Origin of the sequence: Rhodococcus sp. B10, from assembly GCF_011770055.1 — a bacterium.
Lineage (GTDB): Bacteria > Actinomycetota > Actinomycetes > Mycobacteriales > Mycobacteriaceae > Rhodococcoides > Rhodococcoides kyotonensis_B.
This window is the reverse complement of record NZ_JAAFYV010000017.1, coordinates 1-25146: the sequence shown is the minus strand read 5'-3', so window position 1 is coordinate 25146 and position 25146 is coordinate 1. Positions and strand designations below refer to the sequence as shown.

22 protein-coding genes are annotated in these 25146 nt (G+C 66.4%); 15 read left to right on the top strand and 7 right to left on the bottom strand.

Annotated elements, in window-relative coordinates:
- Window positions 1-211 precede the first annotated feature (211 nt).
- From RhoFasB10_RS13100 to RhoFasB10_RS13065, 8 genes are all read left to right on the top strand, one after another.
- On the top strand, window positions 212-754 hold the full coding sequence (locus RhoFasB10_RS13100; RefSeq protein ID WP_068424215.1) for a DUF6676 family protein: 543 nt from the start codon (window positions 212-214) through the stop codon (window positions 752-754).
- Between the two features lie 415 nt (window positions 755-1169).
- Window positions 1170-2687 (top strand): NlpC/P60 family protein, encoded by a 1518-nt coding sequence (locus RhoFasB10_RS13095; protein ID WP_068424213.1) that lies wholly within the window; start codon window positions 1170-1172, stop codon window positions 2685-2687.
- Window positions 2688-2841: 154 nt separating this feature from the next.
- On the top strand, window positions 2842-4113 hold the full coding sequence (locus tag RhoFasB10_RS13090; RefSeq protein ID WP_167676758.1) for a MoxR family ATPase: 1272 nt from the start codon (window positions 2842-2844) through the stop codon (window positions 4111-4113).
- Window positions 4110-5102, top strand: a complete 993-nt coding sequence (locus RhoFasB10_RS13085) for a DUF58 domain-containing protein (RefSeq protein ID WP_068424209.1) — start codon at window positions 4110-4112, stop codon at window positions 5100-5102. Before RhoFasB10_RS13090 ends, RhoFasB10_RS13085 begins: the two co-directional genes overlap by 4 nt.
- Window positions 5099-6091: a VWA domain-containing protein gene (locus RhoFasB10_RS13080; RefSeq protein WP_167676714.1), complete on the top strand. Its 993-nt coding sequence runs from the start codon at window positions 5099-5101 to the stop codon at window positions 6089-6091. The genes RhoFasB10_RS13085 and RhoFasB10_RS13080 overlap by 4 nt, the downstream gene beginning before the upstream one ends.
- Before the next feature lie 65 nt (window positions 6092-6156).
- Window positions 6157-6879 carry a 3-oxoacyl-ACP reductase FabG1 gene (gene fabG1, locus RhoFasB10_RS13075; protein ID WP_068424205.1) on the top strand — a complete coding sequence of 241 codons (723 nt, stop codon included), beginning with the start codon at window positions 6157-6159 and terminating at the stop codon, window positions 6877-6879.
- Between the two features lie 63 nt (window positions 6880-6942).
- On the top strand, window positions 6943-7767 hold the full coding sequence (inhA, locus tag RhoFasB10_RS13070; protein ID WP_068424203.1) for an NADH-dependent enoyl-ACP reductase InhA: 825 nt from the start codon (window positions 6943-6945) through the stop codon (window positions 7765-7767).
- A gap of 100 nt (window positions 7768-7867) precedes the next feature.
- Window positions 7868-8947, top strand: a complete 1080-nt coding sequence (locus RhoFasB10_RS13065; RefSeq protein ID WP_068425913.1) for a ferrochelatase — start codon at window positions 7868-7870, stop codon at window positions 8945-8947.
- A 27-nt stretch (window positions 8948-8974) separates the two neighbouring features.
- Here the strand turns inward: RhoFasB10_RS13065 and RhoFasB10_RS13060 are convergent, their stop codons facing one another.
- Entirely contained in the window at window positions 8975-9799 is an 825-nt protein-coding gene (locus RhoFasB10_RS13060; protein ID WP_346764390.1) for a hypothetical protein, read from the bottom strand.
- A gap of 72 nt (window positions 9800-9871) precedes the next feature.
- Between RhoFasB10_RS13060 and RhoFasB10_RS13055 the strand changes: the two genes are divergently transcribed.
- The 3 genes from RhoFasB10_RS13055 (at window position 9872) to RhoFasB10_RS13045 (ending at window position 12405) form a co-directional block, all read left to right on the top strand.
- Window positions 9872-10681, top strand: coding sequence for a DUF3097 domain-containing protein (locus RhoFasB10_RS13055; RefSeq protein ID WP_114329715.1), 810 nt, complete (start codon window positions 9872-9874; stop codon window positions 10679-10681).
- A gap of 76 nt (window positions 10682-10757) precedes the next feature.
- Window positions 10758-11189: an NfeD family protein gene (locus tag RhoFasB10_RS13050; protein ID WP_167676712.1), complete on the top strand. Its 432-nt coding sequence runs from the start codon at window positions 10758-10760 to the stop codon at window positions 11187-11189.
- A 4-nt stretch (window positions 11190-11193) separates the two neighbouring features.
- A complete protein-coding gene (locus RhoFasB10_RS13045; RefSeq protein ID WP_114329513.1) occupies window positions 11194-12405 on the top strand; it encodes an SPFH domain-containing protein in 1212 nt (403 codons plus the stop codon).
- A 22-nt stretch (window positions 12406-12427) separates the two neighbouring features.
- On the opposite strand, the gene RhoFasB10_RS13040 is transcribed toward RhoFasB10_RS13045, so the two are convergent.
- Genes RhoFasB10_RS13040 through RhoFasB10_RS13030 form a run of 3 tightly spaced genes read right to left on the bottom strand, consistent with a single transcriptional unit; the run spans window position 12428 to window position 14325 of the window.
- On the bottom strand, window positions 12428-12946 hold the full coding sequence (locus RhoFasB10_RS13040) for a hypothetical protein (protein ID WP_167676710.1): 519 nt from the start codon (window positions 12944-12946) through the stop codon (window positions 12428-12430).
- Window positions 12943-13578 (bottom strand): hypothetical protein, encoded by a 636-nt coding sequence (locus tag RhoFasB10_RS13035; protein ID WP_167676708.1) that lies wholly within the window; start codon window positions 13576-13578, stop codon window positions 12943-12945. Before RhoFasB10_RS13035 ends, RhoFasB10_RS13040 begins: the two co-directional genes overlap by 4 nt.
- 60 nt (window positions 13579-13638) lie before the next feature.
- Window positions 13639-14325 carry a TVP38/TMEM64 family protein gene (locus tag RhoFasB10_RS13030; protein WP_167676706.1) on the bottom strand — a complete coding sequence of 229 codons (687 nt, stop codon included), beginning with the start codon at window positions 14323-14325 and terminating at the stop codon, window positions 13639-13641.
- A gap of 162 nt (window positions 14326-14487) precedes the next feature.
- Here RhoFasB10_RS13030 and mutA point away from each other — a divergent pair, with 162 nt between their 5' ends.
- The 3 genes from mutA to meaB are packed head-to-tail and all read left to right on the top strand — an operon-like array spanning window position 14488 to window position 19647.
- The gene (mutA, locus tag RhoFasB10_RS13025; RefSeq protein WP_167676703.1) at window positions 14488-16347 is read left to right on the top strand and encodes a methylmalonyl-CoA mutase small subunit; all 1860 of its coding nucleotides are present in this window, start codon (window positions 14488-14490) and stop codon (window positions 16345-16347) included.
- Between the two features lie 4 nt (window positions 16348-16351).
- Window positions 16352-18634, top strand: a complete 2283-nt coding sequence (gene scpA / locus RhoFasB10_RS13020; protein WP_167676701.1) for a methylmalonyl-CoA mutase — start codon at window positions 16352-16354, stop codon at window positions 18632-18634.
- 2 nt (window positions 18635-18636) lie between these two features.
- Window positions 18637-19647 (top strand): methylmalonyl Co-A mutase-associated GTPase MeaB, encoded by a 1011-nt coding sequence (gene meaB, locus RhoFasB10_RS13015; protein WP_114329502.1) that lies wholly within the window; start codon window positions 18637-18639, stop codon window positions 19645-19647.
- On the opposite strand, the gene RhoFasB10_RS13010 is transcribed toward meaB, so the two are convergent.
- Window positions 19644-20675 carry a nucleoside hydrolase gene (locus tag RhoFasB10_RS13010; protein ID WP_346764389.1) on the bottom strand — a complete coding sequence of 344 codons (1032 nt, stop codon included), beginning with the start codon at window positions 20673-20675 and terminating at the stop codon, window positions 19644-19646. The genes meaB and RhoFasB10_RS13010 overlap by 4 nt on opposite strands.
- 369 nt (window positions 20676-21044) lie before the next feature.
- Between RhoFasB10_RS13010 and proP the strand changes: the two genes are divergently transcribed.
- Entirely contained in the window at window positions 21045-22457 is a 1413-nt protein-coding gene (proP, locus tag RhoFasB10_RS13005; protein WP_346764393.1) for a glycine betaine/L-proline transporter ProP, read from the top strand.
- Window positions 22458-22471: 14 nt separating this feature from the next.
- Here proP and RhoFasB10_RS13000 read toward each other — a convergent pair whose 3' ends face one another.
- Window positions 22472-23812, bottom strand: coding sequence for a CoA transferase (locus RhoFasB10_RS13000; protein ID WP_346764388.1), 1341 nt, complete (start codon window positions 23810-23812; stop codon window positions 22472-22474).
- Window positions 23809-25047: a saccharopine dehydrogenase NADP-binding domain-containing protein gene (locus tag RhoFasB10_RS12995; protein WP_068424187.1), complete on the bottom strand. Its 1239-nt coding sequence runs from the start codon at window positions 25045-25047 to the stop codon at window positions 23809-23811. The genes RhoFasB10_RS13000 and RhoFasB10_RS12995 overlap by 4 nt, the downstream gene beginning before the upstream one ends.
- Window positions 25048-25146 lie beyond the last annotated feature (99 nt).

The following is a 25146-nucleotide window of genomic DNA, read 5'->3' as shown; positions in this document are numbered from 1 at the left end:
TGAAACGAAGGGCAGCCTACATGTTCTTGCGGTTGCCGTTCGGGGTCGATTTTCGTGTAGTTGCTGTGGGTTCGCAATGCAGGGCAGCCTCAGTCTCTCCGGCGTGGGACCGGCGGGCCGACGACTCGAGGACGCCCCGTGACGCTATGGTCTGTGCGGTGCGGTCGCTTCCGCCCCCGACATTCCTTTCCTAGATCCGACTGGACGAGAGATGCCTGAACCGATCCACGCCATTGCTCCGCTCGCGGCCTTCGTTCCCCTTGCCGCGGACATCCCGCCGGGTGTCGACGTGGATTCGATCGTGGCTGCGGTCGAGGCAACCGGAGTGAGCGCACCTGCTTCCGTCGAAGACGGTTTGCTCGATGCGGTCCAGCGCGCGGAGGACAACGGCATCGATCTGAGCATCGTCGTCGTCGAACAGAACGCGTCGCACGATTCGCAACTCCGAGATCTGGCGACGGCCGTGGGCGCGCAGGACGGCGGCACGGTTCTCGTGCTGAGTCCGGGGCAGGTCGGATCGTTCAGCGATTCCGTCTCGCGCGTCGTGCTGGAAGCCGGACAGGACCGCACGTACACCGGTGACCCCGTCGTGGCGGCGGACAACTTCGTCGACACCCTGACCGGGGACCAGACTCCGTGGGCGCTCATGACCGGCGCCATCGTGGTCGTCGTCGCCGGTGCAGCCGCGGCCACCGCGGTCGCCAAGGTTCGTCGGCACACGTCGGTCGAGCATCGGCCGACCGCCGACCGGTAGCAGCCGTTCACGACAGCGCCCCGACCACGCGGTCGGGGCGTTCGTCGTATCGGGGTCACGATCCCCGGAAAAAGACCGAAGAACTGTTTTCGGCATAACCCGAGTTCAGCGCGTTTTCGCTGGTCGAATTACAAATGTGTTCTTTGTGACTGGAGTTTCATTAGTGGGCGAAGTGTCGTACGGTGCCATTGGCACTGCTGGGGAAGGAGTGTCGCAGAGGGCAGAGGTCTATCCGTGGGGAAACGGTCGACCGATGCTTCGGGTGTGACCGACGTGGTCTGCACCTGTCGTGTTGCTGCGTGCTTTCTTCCTGCTCGGCGAGTGAGCAGACGCATCCGACGTGGATGCGACGGGCCGCTCGACCGGCGACGACGTTCATCGAACGCCGCGAGTGCCGGGACCGAGGGAGACATTTGTGAGGCGACGGGCATTCCGCAGTACTCGCCGTAGGACGTTCTCGGGTTCTGCTCGACTACTGGTCGGGGCCGGCCTGGTCGTCGCGCTCATGGGCGCAGTGTCCGGTACCGCGGCCGCAGTTCCACCGCCACCTCCCAACCCGTCCGATTCGGACCTCGCCGCAGCCGGCTCGCGCGTCGACTCGTCGCTCGGCGCGGTCGGTGACCTGATCAACCAGGTTGCGGCCGCGAACCAGCAGTTGGCGCAGCTCGACAACGACGTCGCCATCAAGCGCGAGGACGTCAACAAAGCGCTCGTCGATCTCCAGAACGCCCGCGACGCGGCGGATCTGGCGGCGCAGGTCGTGGCGACGGCGCAACAGGCTCTCGCCGACGCCGGTGGCCAGATTCAAGCCGCGCAGCAGAAGTTCGACGAATTCGCTCGGTCCAGCTACACGCAGGGCTCGGGAGTCGCGTCGGTCGCGTCGTTCCTCGGTTCGACGGGCCCGGACGACATCCTCGACCGCGCGCAGGTGTTGCGGGTGTTGTCGAACAGCCAGAACGCGGTGCTCGACGGTCTGCAGCGTGCTCGTGCCGAGGAAGCCAACAAGGAGTCGACGGCACGCGAATCCAAGCAGCAGGCCGACGCCGCGTCCGCCGAGGCCGAGAACAAGAAGGCCGAAGCGGAAGAAGCGATCGCCGTCGCCCGAGCCGCGTTGCAGGCCCAGGCCGATCAGAAGGCCGCGATCGAGAGCCAGCGTGACGCTGCCCAGGTGCAGCTCGACGCGGCTCGGTCCGACGTCGCCGGTCTGCAAGGTCAGCGTGCGGCGTACTCGGCGTGGGAGCAGCAGAAGGCTGCAGAAGACGCCGCCATCGTCGCCGCGGCCGCGGCCGCGAAAGAAGCTGCTGTTCAGGCCGCCGCCAGGGTCGCAGCGAACCAGGCGGCGGCAGCAGCTGCCGCGGCTGCCGCCGCCGGCCAGCGAGCCCACACCGACATCGACGACGAATCCAGCAGCATCGGTGACAGCGACAGCGACAGCAGTTCGGGAACCGCCGCGACGCCGACGCCGAAGAAGCCGCGCAGTTCGGGCCAGTCGAACCCGTCACTCACCGGAAGCGCCGCCATCGAGCTCGCGATCGACCGCGGTATGTCGCAGCTCGGCGTTCCGTACTCGTGGGGCGGCGGCGACGAGAACGGCCCGACCAAGGGCATCCGCGACGGTGGCGTCGCCGACAGCTACGGCGACTACAACAAGGTCGGATTCGACTGCTCCGGCCTCATGATCTACGCGTTCGCAGGTCTCGGGATCTCGCTCCCGCATTACACCGGCTACCAGTACACGGCAGGCAAGCAGGTGCCGTCCTCGGACATGAAGAGGGGCGACATGCTCTTCTACGGTCCCAATGCGAGCCAGCACGTCGCGCTGTATCTCGGCGACGGCAAGATGCTCGAGGCGCCACAATCGGGCGACGTCGTCAAAGTTTCACCCGTCCGATACGACGGCATGACGCCGTACGCCGTGCGTATGGTGTCCTGAGCGGGTGTAGTTCGCCGGTGGCCTCGGCCTTCCGGCACGCGAGAGAATCACCTGGAATAGTTGGCGGGGGACACCGACGTGCCCGAGAGACGATGCGAATGAAAGCGGTGAATTCTTGGTGACATCACGTGACGGCAGCGAACCGAACGGCAGTGTGCCGAGCGGGGGCGGTTCGAGCCGGACGGACACCTCGGCTCTCGCCCAGGATGTTCAGACGCTCGAGAAGGCCGTGTACGAGGTCAAGCGTGTGATCGTCGGCCAGGATCGGCTGGTCGAGCGCATTCTGGTCGGCCTTTTGGCCCGTGGCCACGTTCTCCTCGAAGGCGTTCCCGGCGTGGCGAAGACGCTCGCGGTCGAGACCTTCGCGAAAGTGGTCGGCGGATCGTTCTCTCGTGTTCAGTTCACGCCCGACCTCGTACCGACCGACCTGATCGGTACGCGCATCTACCGGCAGGGCCGCGAGGAGTTCGACACCGAACTCGGCCCCGTGGTCGCGAACTTCGTCCTCGCCGACGAGATCAACCGCGCACCCGCGAAGGTGCAGTCGGCGCTGCTCGAAGTCATGGCCGAGCGGCACGTGTCCATCGGCGGCAAGACGTTCCCGATGCCCGATCCGTTCCTCGTGATGGCGACGCAGAACCCGATCGAGAACGAGGGTGTGTACCCGCTTCCCGAGGCGCAGCGCGACCGCTTCCTGTTCAAGATCGTCGTCGACTACCCGTCGGTCGAGGAAGAGCGCGAGATCGTCTACCGCATGGGAACGGCAGTGCCGACACCCAAGCAGATCCTCGACCCCGTCGAGCTGGTCAGGCTGCAGAACGTCGCGAGTCAGGTGTTCGTGCATCATGCGCTCGTCGACTACGTCGTCCGAGTCATCGCCGCCACCAGGACCCCGGAACAGCTGGGCCTCGACGACGTCGCCAGTTGGATCGCGTACGGCGCGTCACCACGTGCCACGCTGGGCATCATCTCGGCGTCCCGCGCGCTCGCGCTGCTCCGTGGACGCGACTACGTCGTCCCGCAGGACGTCCTCGAAGTGATCCCCGACGTGCTGCGTCACCGTCTCGTGCTGTCGTACGACGCGCTCGCCGACGAGGTCACACCCGAGGACGTCATCACGCGCGTGCTGCAGACGGTGGGTCTGCCTCAGGTGTCACCGCAGGCCGTTCCCGTTCCGCAGCAACAGGTTTCGCAGCAAGCGGTTACGCAGCAGCAGGGGCCGCATCAGGCGCCTGCCCACCCGCACGCCCCGCAGCAGCCGCACGCACAGCAGCCCGGACCGCACCAGCAGGGACCGCAGCAGCAGCACGGACCGCAACAGCCGGGCCAGGCGCCGTTCCCCGGTAACGGGCAGCAGGGTGCACCGGCGCCGAACCTGGACAAGTCCGCTGGCAATTCTCCGGCCGTGGGTAGCCAGAAGCAGTGAGTGGGGCAGCAGCCGGCGCGGCCGCTCGGTCGTCCGACGCGCGTCCGCCCTCGTTTCGCAGCGGTGAGCTTCGGGACCCGACGCTGACGGCGGCGCTCCGCACTCTCGAGCTGACGGTGCGTCGTCGACTCGACGGTGTGCTGCACGGAGACCACCTCGGGTTGATTCCCGGGCCGGGCTCCGAGCCCGGTGACGCACGCGAGTACCAGCCGGGCGACGACGTACGCCAGATGGACTGGTCCGTCACCGCTCGCACGACGCATCCACACGTCCGGCAGTCGGTCGCGGACCGAGAGCTCGAGACATGGATGGTCGTCGACCTGTCGGCCAGCCTGGACTTCGGCACGACGGGATGCGAGAAGCGTGATCTCGCGGTGGCCGCGGCGGCAGCGATCACGCATCTGACGAGCGGTGGAGGTAACCGGATCGGCGCGGTGGTCGCGACGGGAGAGAACACGACGCGTATTCCGGCGCGCGGTGGCCGAGTGCACCTTCAGTCGATGCTTCGAACCATCGCGACGACGCCGAGCGCGGCGGACGGTGTTCGCGGAGATCTGCGGGGTGCGATCGAGTCGTTGCGTCGGCCGCAGCGGCGGCGCGGTATGGCTGTCGTCATCAGTGACTTCCTCGGTGAGATCGACTGGGAGCGTTCGCTCCGTGCCATCGCGGCTCGGCACGATGTGCTCGCCGTCGAAGTTCTGGACCCGCGGGATCTCGAACTACCCGATATCGGAGATGTGGTGTTGCACGATCCCGAATCCGGTCGCACGCGCGAGTTCAGCGTGACTCCGCGTCTCCGTGAGGACTTCGCGGAGGCTGCAGCGAATCATCGGTCCGAGGTCGAACGAGCGTTGCGTCGCTGCGGAGCACCGCGGATGACGCTCCGCACCGACGGCGACTGGATCGCCGACGTCGTCCGCTTCGTCTCGTCGCGGCGTCACACGCTCGGTGCGGGTGCCGTCACCAACGCTCGGGTGGGTCGCCGGTGAGTCTGTCGGATTTCACGTCACCGTGGTGGCTGCTGTTCCTGCTCGTCGTGATCGGCCTCGTCGTCGGTTACGTTCTCGTGCAACGCGCGCGGCACAAGCACACGTTGCGCTTCTCCAACATGGACCTGCTGGAGAAAGTCGCGCCGACGCGTCCCGGCTATTGGCGGCATGTTCCGACCGCGCTGGTCCTCGTCGGCTTGCTGCTGTTGACGGTTGCGCTCGCCGGTCCCACGTCGGATCAGAAGGTTCCGCGGAACCGGGCGACCGTCATGCTCGTCATCGACGTGTCGCTGTCGATGGAGGCCACCGACGTCGAACCGTCGCGCCTGGCGGCCGCGCAGGAGGCAGGCAAGTCGTTCGCCGACGGGTTGACGCCCGGCATCAACCTCGGTCTCGTGGCGTTCGCGGGCACCGCGTCGGTGCTGGTCTCGCCGACGGCGAATCGCGAAGCGACCAAGACGGCCATCGACAAGCTGCAGCTGAGCGAACGTACCGCGACAGGCGAGGCGATCTTCACGTCGCTGCAGTCCATCGACACACTCGGTGCCGTCCTGGGCGGCGGTGACGCGGCGCCGCCCGCACGCATCGTGCTGTTGTCCGACGGCAAACAGACCGTTCCCGAGAGTCCGGACGATCCCCGCGGCGGCTACACGGCCGCACGTGCGGCCAAGGACAAGAACGTTCCGATCTCGACCATCTCGTTCGGTACGAGCTACGGCACCGTCGACATCGAGGACGATTCCGGTGTCGAACGTGTCCCTGTTCCCGTGGACGACCCGTCGCTCCGAGAGATCGCGAACCTGTCGGGCGGAAGTTTCTTCACGGCGTCGTCGCTGGAGGAACTGCGTGCGGTGTACGACACTCTCGAAGAGCAGATCGGGTTCGAGATCACGCGGGGCGACGCGAGTCGCCCGTGGCTGATTCTCGGAGTCCTTTTCACCGCAACAGGATTGGGCACGGCTTTGGTCCTGCGGCAAAGATTGCCGTGATTCCCTGTTACTACTCACCAGTAGCTCTGCTTTGCCATTTCCGCACGAACAGATAGGTTGCAGACATGTCAACACCCGACTTCACCGCTCGATCGGTACTCGTCACCGGAGGTAACCGGGGCATCGGCCTCGCCATCGCACAACGGCTCGCCGCCGACGGTCACAAGGTCGCCGTCACGCACCGCGGATCCGGAGCGCCCGAGGGTCTTCTCGGCGTGAAGTGCGACGTCACCGATTCCGAGTCGGTCGACGCTGCGTTCAAGGAGGTCGAGGAGAAGCAGGGCCCCGTCGAGGTGCTCGTCGCCAACGCCGGAATCACCGACGACACGCTGCTGATGCGCATGACCGAGGAGCAGTTCGAGCGGGTGCTCGACGCGAACCTGACGGGTGCGTTCCGAGTTGCCAAGCGTGCCAACCGCGCAATGCTGCGTGCGCGCTGGGGCCGCATGGTGTTCCTGAGTTCCGTCGTCGCGCTCGGCGGTGGCCCGGGCCAGATCAACTACGCGGCGTCCAAGGCCGGTGTCATCGGCATGGCTCGTTCCATCACGCGTGAACTCGGCTCGCGCTCGATCACGGCGAACGTCGTCTCGCCGGGATTCATCGAGACCGACATGACCGCCGACCTGCCCGACGACTTGCGCGGCAAGGCAAAGGAATTCATTCCGCTGCAGCGTCTCGGCCAGCCCGAGGACGTGGCGGCCGTCGTCAGCTTCCTCGCGGGCCCCGACTCGGCGTACGTGTCCGGTGCGGTCATCCCCGTCGACGGCGGCATGGGCATGGGCCACTGAGCCCTCGTCGGTCATCCGGCTTTTCATTTCTCGATTCGTTTCCGATTTCGACAAGGAAGACACATGGGCGGACTGCTCGAAGGTAAGACAATTCTCGTCACCGGCATCATCACCGATGCCTCGATCGCGTTCCACGCTGCCGCCATGGCGCAGAACCAGGGCGCCAAGGTCATCATCACCGGGTTCGATCGGCTGCGTCTGATCGACCGCATCGCGCAGCGACTGCCGCAGCCCGTTCCGCCGGCCATCGAGCTCGATGCGACCAACGAGGAACACCTTGCGGCGCTGGCCGATCGCGTCCGTGAGGTCGCACCCGAGGGCCTCGACGGCGTTCTGCACTCCATTGCGTTCGCTCCGCGCACGCTGATGGGTCCGGACGCCAAGCCGTTCCTCGACGGCCCAGGCCCCGACGCCGCCAAGGCATTCGAGATCTCGGCGTGGAGCTACGCGTCGTTGGCTCGCGCAGCACTGCCCGTCATGAACGAGGGCGGTTCGATCGTCGGCATGAACTTCGATCCGCGCACCGCGATGCCGTACTACAACTGGATGGGCGTCGCGAAGGCCGCTCTCGAGTCGGTCAACCGCTATGTCGCTCGCGAGGTCGGCGAGGCGAAGAAGATTCGTTCGAATCTCGTTGCGGCAGGCCCTATTCGCACGCTCGCCGCGAAGGCCATCGCAGGCACCGCAACCGGTGACGCGAAGAAGATGAACCAGCTCAACGAGTACTGGGATGCCGCCTCGCCCATCGGCTGGAACTACGACGACCCGACGGTCGTCGCCAAGTCGGTCGTCGCGCTGCTGTCCGATTGGCTCCCCGGTACGACCGGTTCCATCGTCTACGTCGACGGCGGTGCCAGCCACAACACCTACCTGCCGGAAGGCATGTAGCACTCGTCGACTACCGGAAATGCGCGCTGCGGCGCGCATTTCCCGTACTCGGGGTCGGTGCGTGTTCGGTCACACGAGGGCCAGGCGCACAATGGAGCCCATGACGACGACGTCCCCCGGTTACGACGCTCTTCTCGTTCTCTCGTTCGGCGGCCCCGAAGAGCCAGCCCATGTCCGACCGTTTCTGGAGAACGTCACGCGCGGGCGCGGAGTGCCCCCCGAGCGCCTCGACGCGGTCGTCGAGCACTACATGCATTTCGGGGGAGTGTCTCCCATCAATGCTCTGAATCGCGACATCATCGCGGCGATCGAGACCGAGTTGGCCGCGGCCGGAATCGAATTGCCGATCTACTTCGGGAATCGGAACTGGCATCCGATGGTGGAGGACACCGTCGCGCAGATGGCATCCGACGGCGTCGAGCGTGCTCTCGTCTTCCCGACGTCGGCGTGGGGCGGTTACTCGGGCTGCAGGCAGTATCACGAGGACGTCGCGCGCGCCCGTGACGCCGCGGGTGACGGCGCCCCGGACCTGGTGAAGATTCGGCAGTACTACGACCATCCGGCGATGATCGCAGCGTTCGCCGATGCCATCTCAGCGGCACGGGAATCCCTTCCCGAAGAGCATCGGCAGACCGCCCGGGTCGTGTTCACCGCGCACTCCATTCCGAGCGCCGCCGACGCGAACGCAGGTCCGCCGGAAGACGGTGGCCATCTGTACAGCAGGCAGGTCGCCGAGGCGTCGCGACTCGTGGCGGCCGCGTCGGGCATCGACGACTTCGATCTCGTGTGGCAGTCCCGTTCGGGTCCACCGCAGGTGCCGTGGCTCGAACCGGATATCTGCGATCATCTGGAATCGTTGTCGCGTGACGGCGTCGACGCCGTCGTCGTCTGCCCGATCGGGTTCGTCTCCGACCACCTCGAAGTGGTGTGGGATCTCGACACCGAGGCGAAGGACAAAGCGCGCGAGCTGAACATGGCGTTCGCGCGGGCGGCGACGCCGGGTACCGATGCACGGTTCGCGCAGATGGTCGTCGAGCTGGTCCGCGAGCACATCGCAGGTGCCGACGAACGTGGCCGGGGCACGGTTCCGCGCTACGGATCGACGCTCAACGGGTCTCGCTGCGCGTTCCGCTGCTGCGAACAACCGGCACGTCCCACTCGTGCCGGGGCCGCGACCTGACGGCAGCGGCGACACCGCCCGCAGGCGTCAGCGTCGGGGAACGCTCGACGCGATACTCGCGGAGATCGCGCCGAGTCGTGCGGAGCGAACCGCGTTCCACAGCGGTCTTATCAGGTCCTCGCGCGCAGCCGCCGAGTGCGCGGTGGGTTCCTCGGTGGGCGACGAATGGCGAGCCACCGACAGGATCGCTGCGACACGGTCGGCGGACTCGAGAACGCGCAGCGCGCGTTCCGGTGTCTCGTCGGGGTAGCGGTGCCGAGAGAGTTCGGCGAGCTCGGCCGCGATGCGGGCCCGCGGGTCACCGAGCTCGGATCGCGTGGGCAGTGACTGCATCGTCCCGAGCGCATCGGCTGCGCCGCGAACGGCCTCACGCATGGCGTACTCGGCTTCACCCAACGTGAAATCGGTGCCTGCGTGCACGGGGACATCGATGACGAACACCGTCCAACGCAGGACGTCGGGGCCCACGACCGTGGGGACGATGCCGAGACCGCGGGCCCCGGGATCACCGACGACGACCGCCTGCTCCGCTCCGATGGCGCTGCGCGCGAACGGCGTTCCCGGCGGCAGATGGGTGGTCGTGGCACCGGGCCCCGGCAGCAACAGCTCGATGCCGGGTTCGGTGCGCTCGGCGGGGAGGTGACGTCGAATCACGGTGAGCAGTCCCGCGACGCCGTCGGCGCGCGGACTTGGCCACGACAAGCCGGTGGCGTCGGCGGACGGGCCGTCGCCTGCAACGAGAAGATGCATCGGCGCCCATTCGGTCATGGCGTCGATCACGTCGTCGGGCGCACCGATTCCGGCCAGCCACGAACTGGCCCACACGGCGAGGCTTGCACTGGGAGAACTCACGACTCACGAGCATAGGACGGCGTGGCGACAGGCGCACAGAGGTGGCCTTCGATACCGTGATCCGCCGTGGACATGTACGGCGGAGACATTCTTGCGGGGCACAGCCGGATGCGAAAGGTGCCCGCACCTCGCGTGCCGGCCGAGCGCGGACTGGTCGTGGAGGACGCAGCCAGCGGGTTCTGCGGCGCGGTCGTCGGGTTCGAGCGCACCTACGACGGCGATTTCGTCCGACTGGAAGATGCGGCACGCACGACGCGGTTGTTCGCGCTCCGCGAGGCGGCGTTCATGATCGACGGCAAACGCGTCACGCTCGAGCGCGCGGTGGCACCGAAGAAGCAGGAATCGACGCGATCGGCGTCCGGTTCGACGAAGGTGGAGAATCTGCGGGCTCGTACCGCGCGTGCCAGCCGAATCTGGGTCGAGGGAGTGCACGACGCGGCCCTCGTGGAACGTGTGTGGGGCCACGATCTTCGGGTCGAGGGTGTGGTCGTCGAACACTTGGAGGGACTCGACAATCTGGGGGAGCGGCTCGCCGAATTCCAGCCGGGGCCGGGTCGTCGTGTCGGTGTGCTGGTCGACCACCTCGTCGAGGGCTCGAAGGAGTCTCGGCTGACGACCTCGCTCGGGGAGCACGTTCTCGTCACCGGCCATCCGTACATCGACGTGTGGGAAGCGGTGCGCCCGAAGGCGGTCGGGATCGCCGCGTGGCCGAAGATCCCTCGCGGTGAGGACTGGAAGACCGGTATCTGCCGCGAACTCGGATGGGGGACACCCAAGGACGGTTGGCGACACGTGTACGGGTCGGTGTCGACGTTCCGCGATCTCGAGGCGCCGCTGATCGGCGCGGTGGAGCGTCTCGTCGATTTCGTCACCGAGGTCTGATCGGCGTTCGTTTCCGAACACCGCCGTACGCAGCGACGCTGCCGCCGGATGTCCGGTTTGTGGTTGTATGGTCGGTGTGGCGGCGATCATCTGGCTCATCGCAGGAGTGGTACTCGCGGCTGCCGAAGCACTGACGGGCGATTTCTTCCTGCTCATGCTCGCCGGTGGCGCACTGGCCACCGCCGGGGTTTCGGCCGTGACGGATTTTCCGGTGTGGGCCGACGCGCTCGTGTTCGGCGTCGTGTCGCTGGCCCTCGTTCTCGGCGTCAGGCCGATTCTGCTCCGCAAGTTCGCGAAGCCGCCACTTCTCCCGACCAACGCTGCCGCGTTGACCGGCAAGAGTGCCCTTGTGCTGGAACAGGTTTCGGCGCACGAAGGACAGATCAAGCTCGCCGGCGAAGTGTGGACGGCTCGTCCGCTCGACGAGACCGAGGTGTATGCACCGGGCACCACCGTGACCGTGATGGAAATAGACGGCGCTACCGCCGTCGTGTGGAGGGGACCGTAGCTTCATGGCAGCACTGATAGTTCTCGGCGTGATCGTTCTGCTCGTCGTCGTTCTGGTCGCGAAATCCGTTGCGCTCGTTCCGCAAGCGGACGCAGCGGTCATCGAGCGGCTCGGGCGCTATTCGAAGACGGTGTCCGGTCAGTTGACGTTCCTCGTACCGTTCGTCGATCGCATCAGGGCCAAGGTCGATCTGCGTGAGCGCGTCGTGTCGTTCCCTCCGCAGCCGGTCATCACGAAGGACAACCTGACGGTGTCGATCGACACCGTCGTGTACTTCCAGGTCACCAATCCCCAGGCTGCGGTCTACGAGATCAACAACTACATCGTGGGTGTCGAGCAGCTCACGACGACCACGTTGCGCAACGTCGTCGGTGGTATGACGCTGGAAGAGACGCTGACGTCGCGCGATTCGATCAACGGCCAGCTGCGCGGCGTGCTCGACGAAGCGACGGGTCGGTGGGGCCTGCGCGTCGCCCGCGTCGAACTGAAGAGCATCGATCCGCCGCCGTCGATCCAGGAGTCGATGGAGAAGCAGATGAAGGCCGACCGAGAGAAGCGGGCGACCATTCTGACGGCCGAAGGCCACCGAGAGTCGGCCATCAAGACCGCCGAGGGCGACAAGCAGAGCCGTATCCTCGCAGCCGAAGGCGCCAAGCAGGCTGCCATTCTGACAGCCGAGGGCGAACGCCAGTCGCGCATCCTTCGCGCCCAGGGTGACCGTGCCGCGAAATACCTTCAGGCGCAGGGCCAGGCGAAGGCCATCGAGAAGGTGTTCGCCGCGATCAAGGCAGGCAAGCCGACTCCCGAGCTGCTCGCGTACCAGTACATGCAGACGCTTCCCCAGATGGCGCAGGGCGATGCGAACAAGGTCTGGATGATCCCCAGCGACTTCGGGGATGCGTTGAAGGGGTTCGCGAAGAACCTCGGCGCGCAGGGCGAGGACGGAGTCTTCCGTTTCGAGCCCAGTGCCGACGGCGGTGTCGCGCCCAAGCCGGAGGACGATTCGGCGGAGGTCGCCGACTGGTTCGAGGCCAAGACCGACCCGGCCGTGGCGGAAGCCGTCAAGGCAGCCGAGGCCGTCGCCCGGACACCGGTCGACACGTCTCTCGCGCCCGATCCGAGTCTGACGAAGGGTCTCGATCTGGGCGAACTGTCCGCCCGTCAGCCGGAGACAGGACCGCTCACGCCGTCGATGGATCCCGAACAGCAGCAGTGACGCCGACGTCGGGCCGCTGGTGTCACGTCACCAGCGCCTGACCGACGCCGCACACCGCTACGGCCCACATGACGCTCGTGAACGTGCCGATAATGAACTGCTCCGAGGCTGCCGACGCCTGAGCCCCGCGTAGCTCGGGATAGCGTGCAAGACCCTTGACCGCCAGCACGATGGCGATGCCCTCGGGCCATCCGGCCAGGATCGACGCCGCGACCGCGCTGCGTTCCAGGATTCCGATCGTGCGACCACCGTGCAGAGGCTGATCCGCGGCGTCGGGAGTCGGACCGTTCGTCCGACGTGCCAGTCGGAAGACCGCCGTGACGACGGGGGAGCCACCGGTCAGCGCTGCCGCGACGGTGAGCACGTACGTGGCGGCCAGCGCGAATCCTGTCGCCGGGTGCGTGTTCGCGCCGGTGACGGCCGCCGCTGCGAGCAGGATCGTCGCTGCGGCCGCCGGAAGCCAGTGCGGGACGGGCCGACGCGGCGGTACGACGGCTGCAGCAGCCGCGGCTCCGAGCAGAAACAACGTCACGACCGTCATGCATCCCCCTGTGTTGTGTGAACCCCTGTCGTAGGGCCTGGTGCTGTGTCAAGTTCGGCGAGCAGACGTTCGGCCAAGACCCGTCCGCCCGCCTCGATGGTCCACCGAGCCACCGACAGTCGTTGCGACATGGCCTGCTTGCTGATCCCCAATACTTCGGCGGCGCTTTTCTGGGTATGACCGTCGGCCATCAGATCGACCGCGGCGTGACCCTGGTCGGTGCGGTCGGTGACGAGCAGGGCCACCAGCGTGAGGGCCGTTTCGGCGTCTCGGCTCCGGCTTTCCGATGCGGCGTCGGCTGCGGTGATCGCGATCGACGCGGGCGCGTTCTTGGCCCGGGTCACGGCGTCGCGCGCCGCCTCGAACGCCGGGCCCCGACCTGCGCGCGTACTCTCCGGCAGCGGCTGTTCGACGGAACCGACGCCGATGCCCACGCTCCACCACCCCTGCCTGGCCAACGACAGCGCGATGTCGACCACCGTGCGGGCGTCGGCTGCGACCGCTTGTACCTCGTCGCCCGCTGTTCGTTCGAACGGCCGGACCAGCCGGGAATCCTGCATGCTGTCGAGCAGCCGGCCGACGCGGTCGACGTCCCGGCGGCTACCGCGTTGGTCGACCGTCAATACGTACATTGCGACAAGGCTAGAGACTGGATTCCGCCAAGTCAATGCATTTAGCTTGACTGACGAGAATCAAGCATCCAAGCTTGACGGTGACGTAGCGGCCGAACGCCTGTGCGACGCCACCGACAACCTCCAGTCGACGACGAGGCCCACCACGCCCACGGCGATACACACGCCCGACAGCGCCAACAGCAGTGGATCGGTGTGGCCGCCCAACGCGTCCCCGAGTACGACGATGCCGATCGTGCCGGGTACGACGCCGACCGCCGTCGCAAGCGCGAACGGAAGCACTCGAATCGACGACACCCCACAGCAGTAGTTGACGACGGAGAACGGGACCGGGGCGATCAACCTGAGGGAGCCCACGGCCAACCAGCCGCGACGAATCAGGCTGTCGTCGATCGCCTTCACTGCCGGGTGGGTCAAACGCGTCGCGAACCATTCGCGGCCGACCGCGCGCACCAACAGCAGTGCCAGGACCGCGCTGACGGTGGTGGCGCCGACGGTGACGGTCAGTCCGATCGCCGGGCCGAACAGCACACCGGCGGACAGTGTGAACAGAGTTCGCGGAACCGGTGCGATGGTGACGACGGTGTGGACCGCGAAGAACACGACAGGGAACAGGGGGCCGATCGACTGCGCCCATGCGCGGACCTGCGCGATGGACGGGTGCGGCACGATCAGGGCCGCGGCGGTCAGAACAACGACGAGAACGACGAGTCCGATGAACCTCGGATCACGCAGTCGCTTCGCCACGTTCACCGAGACTACCGGCGCGAACGATGCTGTCGATCGCTGGAAAGGGCTACCGACGCGAACGTGAGGTGTTCCTCACGATAATGTCGGATCGATCGCGGTTAACATCACACAAAATGCCTACTGTCGATCGGCTCTCGCCGATCAATCGAGGAGCAGATCGTGCCCAGTGCTACACAGGAGGACGCTGCGCGCAGCGCGTACGAGGCGTGGCAGAAGGCCGTCGCGACGGTGCTGGCCAAGTCGCGGCGCGTCGACGTCGCCGACCTGCCTCCCGAGCCCGAGCGTCTGTTGGAGACCCACACCTACGACGGTGTGACGGTGTCGCCGTTGTACGGGTCGCAGGACGAACTCGTGGACCGTCCGTTGCCGGGTGTGTTCCCGTTCGTTCGCGGTCGTGACTCCGGTCGTGACGTCAACGCAGGCTGGAAGGTCAGCGCGCGGTACGGCATCGGACAGACCGATGCAGGGGCGGTGAACGAGTCGATCCTCGACGGTTTGAACAACGGCGTCAGTGCGCTGTGGCTGCGGCTCGGGGGAGCCGATCTGGCCGTCGAGGCGTTGCCGGTGGCCCTGAACGGCGTGCTGTGGGATCTGGCCCCGGTCGTCCTGGACGCGAAGGCGGCAACGAGCGACGCCGCCGACGTCGTCTTCGGGATCCTCGACGGAGTCACCGCCGAGGATCGAGGCGCCATCGACGTACGCCTGGGCGCGGCGTCGTTGACGTCGCGCTTCGCCGGGACCGAGTCCGTGGATCTGGACGAGACGGTACGACTGGCTTCTCGTGCGGCGCAGCGGGCGGAGACCGTGCGCGCGATCACGATCGACGGCACTGTCTTTCACAACGCCGGAGCGAGTGACGCCCAAGAGGTCGGGGCTGCGGTCGCGGCGGGTCTCGACTACCTTCGCGCGCTGACCGATGGGGGCATGTCGGTCGGAGATGCGTTGCGGCAGATCGAGTTTCGCTTTGCAGCGACCGACGATCAGTTCCAGACGATCGCGAAGTTCCGTGCGGCGCGGTCGGTCTGGGCGCGCGTCGCGCAGGTGTGCGGCGCACCGGCCGACGGTGGCGCGCCGCAGCACGCGGTGACGTCGGAAGCGATGATGGCACAACGTGATCCGTGGGTGAACATGCTGCGTACGACGTTGGCCGCGTTCGGCGCGGGTGTCGGCGGTGCCGATGCGGTGACGGTCCTGCCCTTCGACGCCGCGATCGACGGTGGCGCCGCGGGTGTGTCGAAGACGTTCGCGGCCAGGATCGCCCGCAACACCCAGCTGTTGCTGCTCGAGGAATCGCATCTGGGCCGTGTCCTGGATCCAGGTGCCGGCTCGTGGTACATCGAGCAGCTGACCGACGACGTCGCAGCCAAGGCGTGGGAATTCACCCAGGCGATCGAGTCGAACGGTGGCTACGTGAGTGCGCTGGATTCGGGCTTCGTCTCGGGCGAGATCGACCGGGTCCGAGCGCTGCGCGATTCCGATATCGCGCACCGACGTACCCCGGTCACGGGCGTCAACGAGTTCCCGAACCTCGCCGAGGAGCCGTTGCCGCCGCAGTCGACCGACACGGGTGTCGCTCGGTACGGCGCGGCATTCGAGGCGCTGCGGGACCGATCCGATGCATACCTGAAGGCGAACGGTTCGCGGCCCGAGATACTGCTCGTTCCACTGGGGCCGATCGCCGAGCACAACGTGCGTACGACGTTCGCGGCGAATCTCCTTGCTTCGGGCGGCATTCATACCGAGAACCCGGGTCCGCTGACGGCCGACGCCGTCGCGGCCGCTGTCGCTGCGTCGGGAGCGACGACCGCGGTGTTGTGCGGTACCGACAAGCGTTACGCGGACGAAGCACGTGCTGCGGTGCTGGCGCTGCGGAAGGCGGGCATCGAGCGGGTCCTGCTCGCCGGCCCGGACAAGATCTTCGCCGATGTCACCGGGGACGAGCGTCCCGACGGCTTCTTGACCATGAAGGTCGACGCCGTCGCTGTCCTGTCCGACCTCCTCGACACGCTGGGAGCGTAGAGCCATGACCAGTCAGGATGAGCGCATCTCGCACACGATCGGCAGTTTCGCCGATGTGCCGCTGAAGGATCCGTCCGAGCCGGCACCGTCCGCGCCGACGCCGGACGAGGCGTCGGCGCACATCGCCGCAGGCGCGGAGGCGAACAACTACACGGCCGAGCAGGTGGTCTGGTCGACTCCCGAGGGAATCGACGTCAAGCCCGTCTACACGAAGGCCGATCGCGACGAAGCCGAAGCGCAGGGGTATCCGGTCGACAGCTACCCGGGTGCACCGCCGTTCGTTCGCGGCCCGTACCCGACGATGTACGTCAATCAGCCGTGGACGATTCGTCAGTACGCAGGCTTCTCGACGGCGGCGGAATCGAATGCGTTCTACCGCCGCAACCTCGCCGCCGGACAGAAGGGTCTGTCGGTCGCGTTCGATCTCGCGACGCACCGCGGCTACGACTCCGATCACCCGCGCGTGCAGGGTGACGTCGGAATGGCCGGTGTCGCAATCGATTCCATCTACGACATGCGTCAGTTGTTCGACGGCATCGACCTGGGCAGCGTCTCGGTGTCGATGACGATGAACGGCGCTGTGCTGCCGATTCTCGCGCTGTACGTGGCGGCCGCCGAGGAGCAGGGTGTGCCCCCGGAGAAGCTGGCCGGGACCATCCAGAACGACATCCTCAAGGAGTTCATGGTCCGCAACACCTACATCTACCCGCCGAAGCCGTCGATGCGGATCATCTCCGACATCTTCGCCTACACCAGCGAGAAGATGCCGAAGTACAACTCGATCTCGATCTCCGGCTATCACATCCAAGAGGCCGGTGCGACAGCCGATCTGGAGCTCGCGTACACACTCGCCGACGGTGTGGAGTACATCCGCGCGGGACTGGATGCAGGCATGGACATCGACACGTTCGCGCCGCGCCTGTCGTTCTTCTGGGCGATCGGCATGAACTTCTTCATGGAGGTCGCCAAGCTGCGGGCCGGGCGTCTGTTGTGGTCGGAGCTGGTACAGAAGTTCGAGCCGAAGAGCGCGAAATCACGGTCGCTGCGGACACATTCGCAGACGTCCGGATGGTCGCTGACGGCGCAGGACGTGTTCAACAACGTCGCTCGTACGTGTGTCGAGGCGATGGCCGCGACGCAGGGACACACTCAGTCGCTGCACACCAACGCCCTCGACGAGGCTCTGGCGTTGCCGACGGACTTCTCCGCACGTATCGCGCGCAACACGCAGTTGTTGATCCAGCAGGAGTCGAACACCGTTCGGCCGATCGACCCGTGGGGCGGCTCGCACTACGTCGAGTGGCTGACCCACCAGCTCGCGAACCGGGCGCGTGCACACATCGCCGAGGTCGAGGCTGCCGGCGGTATGGCGCAGGCCATCAACGAGGGCATCCCGAAGCTGCGCATCGAGGAAGCCGCGGCCCGCACCCAGGCTCGCATCGACTCCGGTCGCCAGCCCCTCGTCGGCGTGAACAAGTACGTCCCGGACGAGCCGGACACCATCGAAGTGCTCAAGGTCGAGAACTCGAAGGTACGACGCGAGCAGATCGAGAAGCTCGAGCGTCTGCGCGGCGAGCGTGACACCGCGGCCGTCGAGGAAGCGCTGGCGAACCTGACCCGAGCTGCCGCGTCGAGCGAATCGGGGCTGGAGAACAACCTGCTGCACCTCGCGATCGATGCGGCGCGCAAGATGGCCACCGTCGGCGAGATCTCCGACGCGCTCGAGAAGGTCTACGGGCGTCATCAGGCGGAAATCCGGACAATCAGTGGTGTGTACCGCGACGAAGCAGGCAAATCCCAGAACATCGCCACGGCGACCGAACTGGCCAGGAAGTTCGCCGAGGACGAGGGCCGTCGTCCCCGCGTGCTGGTCTGCAAGATGGGCCAGGACGGGCACGACCGAGGTCAGAAGGTCATCGCGACGGCCTTCGCGGACATCGGCTTCGACGTCGATGTCGGCCCGTTGTTCCAGACACCCGAGGAGGTCGCACGTCAGGCGGCCGACAACGACGTTCACGTCGTCGGAGTGTCCTCGTTGGCCGCAGGCCATCTGACGCTGGTTCCCGCACTGCGGGACGCACTCGCGGCGGTGGATCGTCCCGACATCATGATCGTCGTCGGTGGCGTCATCCCGCCCGGGGATTTCGACGAGCTCTACGCCGCCGGAGCGTCGGCGATCTTCCCACCCGGAACGGTCATCGCCGACGCGGCGATCGGGCTGGTGCAGAAGCTCTCGGAGCAACTCGGACACGGCCCTGCCGCCGAATCCGGTGAGGCGTCCGCCTGAGCATGACGTCTGCGAACAAGCCTGGCAGGCAGATCGACATCGACGCGGTTGCCGAGTCGGTTCTGAGGGGCGAACGGTCGGGTCTCGCCCGGGCGATCACGTTGGTCGAATCGACGCGCACCGATCACCGCGAATTGGCGCAGCAGCTGCTTCTGCAGCTGCTGCCCAAGGCGGGTGGGTCGCATCGGGTGGGCATCACCGGTGTTCCCGGCGTCGGAAAGTCGACGTTCATCGATGCGCTCGGGATGTATCTGATCGGGAAGGGACACCGGGTTGCGGTGTTGGCGGTGGATCCGTCGTCGACGCGTACCGGTGGCTCGATTCTCGGCGACAAGACGCGCATGGCCCGGCTGACGGTCGAGGACAACGCCTACATCCGGCCGTCTCCGACGTCGGGCACTCTCGGTGGCGTCGCCCGTGCGACGCGCGAGACCATCGTGCTGCTCGAGGCCGCCGGGTTCGACGTCATTCTCGTGGAGACCGTCGGCGTCGGGCAGTCCGAGGTGACCGTCGCGAACATGGTCGACTGCTTCGCGTTCCTGACGTTGGCACGCACCGGTGACCAGCTGCAGGGCATCAAGAAGGGCGTGCTCGAGCTCGCCGATCTGGTGGCCGTCAACAAGGCCGACGGCAAGCATGCGATCGAGGCGAAGAGTGCCGCGCGCGAACTGCAGGGTGCGCTGCGGATGATCTACCCGCACGACGCGATCTGGAAGCCGCCTGTGCTGACGATGAGCGCGCTCGAAGGAGTCGGGCTCGACGACTTCTGGGACACCGTACTGCGGCATCGTGAAGTCCTCACCGACGCAGGCGAATTCGCCGAGAAGCGACGTACGCAACAGGTGGACTGGACGTGGACGATGGTCGACGATCAGTTGCTCCGGCGGCTGGCGCAGAACCCGGCTGTCAAGAAGATCCGCGCGGACGTCGAACAAAGCGTCCGCGACGGATCTCTCACGGCGGCGTTGGCCGCCCAGAAACTCCTCGATGCGTTCGATTCGGGGGAGAGTTAGGGATACAGGCGCGCAGCCAGCCCGCCCACTCGTTCGATCAGATCGTCGAAGAAGGCGCTGGGGTCGGTTGCATACGCGATGGATGCATTGTGCTCGCGTCCCCACATTCCCCGGTAGTCCGCGACCGTCGTTCCGCGCGTGAGCTTTCCGTCGAGTTCGACGTCGACGGTCGCGGTGCGCTGCACGGCGATGCTCGGATCCAACGCCACGGCAGCCGCGAAGGGATCGTGCATGTGCGCGAGAAACCCCTGATCGTGGTCGCGGTGGAACTCGAAGTAGAACCGAACGGCGTCGGAGAAGTGTCTGACGACGGGGTTCGACGCCGAGGACCGTGTCGTCGACGCGTCGTCCTCCGACAGAACCTCTCGCGGTGTGCTTCCGGCGCGTTCCGCGAGCCGCGCGATGTGCTCGGGGAACATCTCCACCGTCTCGGTGACGTCCAGCGGGCACAGGATCGGTAGTCGGTTTTCGGGCAGACCGGCGAACGCCGCGAAGACCTCGGCCGCTGCCTCGGGGTCGACTGCGATGTTCCATTCGCTCGTCGGGGTCGTGTTGCCGGGATGGTGGAACGCCCCGCCCATGACGACCAATCGTTTCAACAACCGCGGCAGTTCCGGCTCGACGCGAATGGCCGTCGCGAGGTTGGTCAGAGGGCCTGTCACGAGACCGGTGACCTCGCCGGGACGTTCACGGACGATCTCGACCCATGCGGTCGCGGCGTCGCGATCCGACAGCGGACGCGTCGAGAGTGGTAGTTCTGCGTGTCCGATTCCCTGCGGGCCGTGTGTCTCCTCGGTCGTCATGAGCGGCGCGACGAGTGGCTTCTGCGCGCCGAGTGTGACTTCGATGTCGGTGGCGCCGCAGAGGTCGAGCCAGGCCAGGTTGTTCGCCGCGACCTGGTTCACCGGGACGTTGCCCGCGGTGGACGCGATCGACAGAATCTCGGCCTCGGGACTCGACAACAGGTAGAGCAGAGCGAGAGAGTCGTCGATTCCGGTGTCGACGTCGACGATCAGGGGGACGGTCACGCGATCACCCGCTTTCGGGCTGTGGGATTCGGGGAGCATGGAAGTGCGCACCGAATCATCGTGCCCGGTTCGAGGTGTTCGCGGTGTTTCGGGGTGTGCACCGACGACCAGGCCGCGTCCGAATTGACCGAAATGGCCCAATTGTGCAGTGCGCGAACGAAATTGAGGTTTAGGTCAGATGACCTGCGGGGATGCAGAGGAATCCGACTCATCGACCGCCGAACGGTTTGAAACCTGATAATTATGCTGGCTAACGTTAAGAAAATGACGGTTGCGAAGGATTCCGAGTCATCCCAGACGCCACCGGAGGACACCCGGTGGGGACACGAACATGTCCGGCATCTGCGGCGGGGCGTGTTCGCCCGCCTGATGCACCGTAAACCGAAGCTGACCGAAGACGGCATCACGGTCGTCGACCAGCCGATGCTCAAGCGCGCGGTCTCGGCCGCCGCGCTCGGCAACACGATGGAGTGGTTCGACTTCGGCGTGTACGGCTATCTGGCCGCGACACTCGGCAAGGTCTTCTATCCCGATGCCTCGCCCGGCGTTCAGCTTCTCAGTACGTTCGCGACGTTCGCTGCGGCCTTCCTCGTCCGACCGCTGGGTGGTCTGTTCTTCGGTCCGCTCGGTGACCGCATCGGCAGGCAGAAGGTTCTCGCCGCGACGATGATCCTGATGTCCATCGGAACCCTCGCAGTCGGTTTGATCCCGAGCTACGCCACCATCGGGATCTGGGCTCCGATTCTGCTTCTGGTCGCGCGTCTCGTTCAGGGTTTCTCGACGGGCGGCGAATACGGCGGTGCCACGACGTTCATCGCCGAGTATTCGCCCGACAAACGACGTGGCTTCTTCGGAAGTTGGCTCGACTTCGGCACTTTCGTCGGTTACGCGATGGGCTCGGGTCTCGTGACGATCCTCAACGCGGCGCTCGGCGACGCCACGATGGTCGAATGGGGTTGGCGCATACCGTTCTTCATCGCAGGCCCGATGGGAATCATCGGCCTTTACCTGCGCCTCAAGCTCGAGGACACTCCCGCATTCCGGAAGCAGCTCGACGATCACGACTCCAAGGTCAAGGAGCAGGAAAGCGGAGCGAAGGAGATCGGCAAGATCTTCACGCAGCACTGGCGCGCGCTGCTCATCTGCATGGGAATCGTGTTGCTGTACAACGTGTCCAACTACATGGTCACGAGCTACCTTCCGACCTACTTCACCGAGGTGCTCGGTCGTTCGCAACTCAGCGCCGACCTGCTTGTGCTGTCCGCGATGGTCATCGTGGTCTCGATCATCGTGGGCGTCGGACGCCTCACCGACTGGATCGGGCGCAAGCCCGTCTTCGTCTTCGGAGCCGTCGCGCAGATCGTCCTCGCGATACCGTGCTTCCTGTTGATCCAACAGACAGGCTTCGTCGGACCGTTGATCGGATGCCTGGTTCTCGGTGTCATCCTGGCGTGCTTCGCGGCGCCGAGCGCATCGACGCTGCCCGCGCTGTTCCCCACCCGGGTCCGATACGCAGCCCTGTCGATCGGCTTCAACCTGTCGGTCTCGCTGTTCGGCGGCACGACCCCGCTCGTCACGTCGGCGCTGGTCTCGGCGACGGGCAGTGCCATGGTCCCCGCGTTCTACCTGATTCTCAGTGGCGTCATCGGCCTCGTCGCCGTCGGATTCCTTCGCGAATCCGCGACACAGCCGCTCGAGGGATCCCCGCCGCAGGTCGATTCGCCGAAGGAAGCGAAGACGCTCTACCAGGAGGCGTCCAAGCTGCCTGCTCCCGCGTCCTGAGTCGGGTTCTCAGGTCACCGGAAAGCCGGTTCGTCGAACCCGAATCGACGAGCCGGCGACGGATAGTCGCAGTACTCGATCAACGCGGGCCGTGCGGCACGGATCGAACCGTGCTGGACTGTCGTCTCGTCGCCGGGCAGCGTCGACGCCACCGGATGCGTGACGCGTCCCCGTCGGCCCCGTAGCCACGCACCGGTCCGTGCCAACGAGACCGACACATCGAGCGCGTCGTTGCCCGAGCGTTGCGCTGTCAGCGCGTCGACGACCGCGGCGGCGAGCAGGTAACCACTCGCGTGGTCGAGCGCTTGCGCCGGCAGGGCTCCGGGTTTCTCGGAGGTGCCTTCGACGAGCGAAATCCCGGTGGCCGCCTGGACGATGCTGTCGAACCCGCGTCGATCCGCCCATGGCCCGTGTCCCCACGCCGACACGCGACCGTGTACGACGCCCGCAGGCAGGACGTCGAGCCCGAACGCCTCCAGCGCACCGGGCCGGTATCCGGTGACGACGACGTCGGCAGTCGCGACGAGATCGCGAAGTACCTCGGCGTCGTCGGACGCACGGATGTCGAGAAATGCGGACCGCTTACCCTGTCCGTTCTCGAGATGCTGCCACTCGATCTCCGGCATCTGCGGAGGGTCGACGCGGAGAACGTCCGCACCCAGCAGCGCGAGGGCCCGCGTCGAGACGGGCCCGGCGATCACACGCGTCATGTCGAGCACCCGGATGCCGCGCATCGGCGCGTCGGCCGTCGCGTCGGACCGAACGCCCGAACGCCGTCTTCCCGATGATCGAGACCCGGCCGCGGTTCGTATCAGTGGGCCGGAATCGGCGACCGACGCAGCGTCGCGGGCCCACTCGGTCTCCGTGCGCACCCGGACGGCGACGGCAGAGGCGGCGGCACACCGATCCTCGATGTCCTGTCCCGTCAGCTCGCCGATGCGCGACGCCGCCACCCCGCGGTCGGCATCGTCCGGAAGTCCGAGAGCGGCGAGCAGAGCACGCCGGTGATGCGGATAGTTCGCATGCGTGCGGACCCAGCCGTCGGCGCTGCGGAAGAACCCGGACAACTCTGCGAATCCCTGAACCGGAGCGTCGTCGATCCGCAACATCCGATCGCCGGAGAACGATGCGGTGATCCGTCCCGGGTCGAGGTGCCACGCACTCGTCGGAAGTCCGTGGGCCACCCGGTAGCGGTCGACCGCCGCAGCGAACGACGCGACTGCTCCACTCGCCAGTTCTGCTACGGGGAGCGTCGCGGACAGCATCGAACCGAAGTCACCGACGGTGAAACAGCTTGCGCCGGAATCGATCCCGAGGGCGGCGTCGTACGACCGTATGAGGTCGTCGACGGTCACGCCTTCTCGGCTCGAATCTCGAACCCGGCGTCACGCAGGCGGGTCACCAGGGCGTCGCCGATCGCAGTCGCGGGCGTCAGCACCCCTGCCGCGTCGGGCAGACGATCCCGGTCGAACGCCAAGGCAAGAGCGGATTCGGAGAGCATGACCGAGGTCGCCTTGTATCCAGGATCGCCCTTCGCCTTCACGCGCGAACGGTAGCGGGCACCGGTTGTCGTGGTCGTGTAGATGTCGACCGTGAAGTGTCCGTTCTCCTGAGCTTTCGTGCTCGGGCCGCTGCCGGGCGCAACCAGAACACGATCGAGAAGCTTCTTCGGCGCGACCGTCATCGCGAACACCATCGCGCCCAACCCGGCGGACACGGCGCCGGCGACGAGCGGGGAAGCAACGGACGAGCCGACGCTCATGACCTCGCGATAGCGAAACTTCCTGCCGTAGGCCCAGTCTCGTAGTGCGTTGCTGCGTCGCACGACACGGGTGTTGGCCGACGCCATGACGAACGGCGCCTTCCACCCCTTCACGCCGGGAGCGATGTCCTTGCCGTCGACCAGTTGCACGTCGGACTGCCGACCCAGGTCGGGTTCACGAGACCGGTCCGGGCTCAACGTGTACGGACTCGCGGCCAGACGTCGCAGTTTCTTGTCCTTCTTGACGACCTCGATCTGTGTGCGCAACGAGTCGATGGTTCCGCCGCTGACGCCGCCGCGCATCGAGGTGACCACGAGGGTGGTGTCGGTCATCTCGCCCGCACCGTCGGCTGCGACGGCCGCGTGCAGGACATGGACGCCGAGATCGGAAGGGATGGAATCGAATCCGCAGGCGTGCACGATCCGTGCGCCCGTGCGTCGGGCGATCTCCTCGTTGGTGTCGATGCTCTCTCGCGTGAAGAGCACCTCACCGGTGAGGTCGACGTAGTCCGTCCCTGCCTCGGCGCACGCGGTGGTCAGCGGAAGGCCGTACTTCGCATACGGGCCGACCGTCGTGATGACGACACGCGTGCTCTCGGCCATCGTGCGAAGTGCGTCGGTGTCGGCGGCATCGGCCTGGATCAACGGCCACTCGGCCGCCGAAGCGGGAAGCGAACGTCGGACTTCCTCCAGCTTCGACAGCGACCGTCCAGCCAGGGCGATCGACGTGTTCGCGGGGGCATGGGACGCAAGGTAGGCGGCGGTGAGCTTGCCGACGAAACCGGTTGCACCGTAGACGACGATGTCGTGCTCGCGTGACGAAGTCATGTACTGGACAGTAACGCGGATCTCCACGGGAGTCGAAGACCCCCTCGGTCACTCCGCAGGCTCCACTCCCGCACCCCGGGTCATTCCGCAGGCTCCACT